The 1,674-nt window shown below is 49.2% G+C and carries 2 protein-coding genes; both read left to right on the top strand.

Features of this window, described 5'->3' with window-relative positions; translation table 11 throughout:
- Positions 1 to 210 (top strand): FAD-binding protein (locus tag B3K91_RS04520; RefSeq protein WP_292594104.1); only part of this gene is annotated, 210 nt, incomplete at its 5' end.
- Positions 207 to 1,613: an FAD-binding oxidoreductase gene (locus B3K91_RS04515; RefSeq protein ID WP_292589902.1), complete on the top strand. Its 1,407-nt coding sequence runs from the start codon at positions 207 to 209 to the stop codon at positions 1,611 to 1,613. The genes B3K91_RS04520 and B3K91_RS04515, both read left to right, overlap by 4 nt.
- The last annotated feature ends 61 nt before the right edge of the window (positions 1,614 to 1,674 follow it).

The following is a 1,674-nucleotide window of genomic DNA, read 5'->3' as shown; positions in this document are numbered from 1 at the left end:
CACACGGTCAAGCCGAAGATCTACATCGCTGCAGGAATTTCCGGAGCCGTTCAGCACATTGCAGGAATGCAGACTGCTGAATTCATAGTTGCAATAAACAGAGACAGAAACGCAGCGATATTCAACTTTGCAGACATCGGGCTTGTAGGAGATGCCGTAGAGATCTTGAACGATCTCGTAGAAGCTCTCGAGTCGGAGGTGAAGAAGTGAAATACGGACAGCTTAATGCCAACCTAATAGAAGAGCTTCAAAGGCTTCTACAAATCCCTGTGAAGTACGACGAAGAGTCTCTGGATCGATACTCGAGAGATGAGACGGCAGAAGTGAAAGCCATAAGACCCGAGGTAATTACTTTCCCGGTGAGCACTGCCGAGGTTTCGAAGATTATGAGATTTGCAAATGAGCATCTGATTCCAGTAACTCCGCGTGGAGCAGGAACCGGACTATCCGGAGGTGCAGTTCCGTCTTTCCGGGGAATTGTCATGAGTTTTGAAAAGATGAACAAGATCCTTGAATTCGACGAAGCCAACATGATGATTACTTTGGAGCCGGGGGTTATCACCGGAGAGATCCAGAAACTGGCAGACAGGCACAACCTTGTTTACGGGGGGGATCCCTGCAGCAGCGAAAGCTCATCGATCGGGGGTAACGTTGCTGAGAATGCCGGCGGAAATAAGGTCATGAAGTATGGGCCCACCGGATTTCACGTTTACGGTCTCGAGGTGGTTCTACCTTCCGGTGAGGTGACAACTTTCGGCGGGAAGAGGCTCAAAGATGTCAGCGGATTTGACTTCGTCCACCTCTTGGTCGGTTCGGAAGGAACTCTTGGAATAGTGACCAAAATTATCCTAAGGCTCCTTCCGAAGCCGAAGTATTCCGTGGCACTGCTCGTGCCCTATCCAGATATTGATACTGCGATATCAGCAGTGCCGAAACTAATGAGCGGCTCCGGAGTTGTTCCGACTTCTCTTGAATTCATGGACGCCTCATCTATCAAAGCAGCCTGCAGATTCCTGAATGTGGAGTTCCCATACGCAGATGCCGGAGCCCATCTGATAATTGAAGTAGAAGGCAACAGCAAGGATTCGGTATTCGATGATTACGTCAAACTCGGAGAAGCCGCTATCGAAGCGGGCGGTCTTGAGGCCTTCGTGGCGGACAACAGAAATACAAGAGACAAACTATGGAAGGCAAGAAAATCGATTGCTGAAGCCCTCGCTGCAATAAGCCCAATACACAGCATGGAAGACGTCTCCGTTCCGATGGCAAGTATACCAAAACTGATAAAAGCCTCCGAAGAGATAGCCGAGAAGTATGGTCTTGAGATGATCTCCTTTGGTCATGCAGGCGATGGAAATGTGCACGTAACCTTCATAAAGGGGAACCTTCCTCAAGACCAATGGGACAGAACTCTCCCGCTGGCCGAGAAAGAGCTCTTTGACGAAACCACAGAGTTGGGGGGCTGTATCAGCGGAGAACATGGTATAGGAATCAAGAGAAAGAAGTATCTCGCATCGATAATCGATGAATCCCAGCTTGAACTAATACGCGGCATAAAGAAGGCCTTTGACCCGAACAATGTGCTCAATCCAGGGAAGATTGTCGATCTTTGAAAGAGGGGAGAGCCGTGGTAGGGGGTTGGTAAGAGCAAGAGATCAGTTGCAAGATGCAGAA

It is taken from the genome of Mesotoga sp. UBA5847 (assembly GCF_002432735.1).
Taxonomy (GTDB): domain Bacteria; phylum Thermotogota; class Thermotogae; order Petrotogales; family Kosmotogaceae; genus Mesotoga.
Note: the sequence above shows the minus strand (reverse complement) of the source record. Positions and strands in the feature narration are given on the sequence as shown.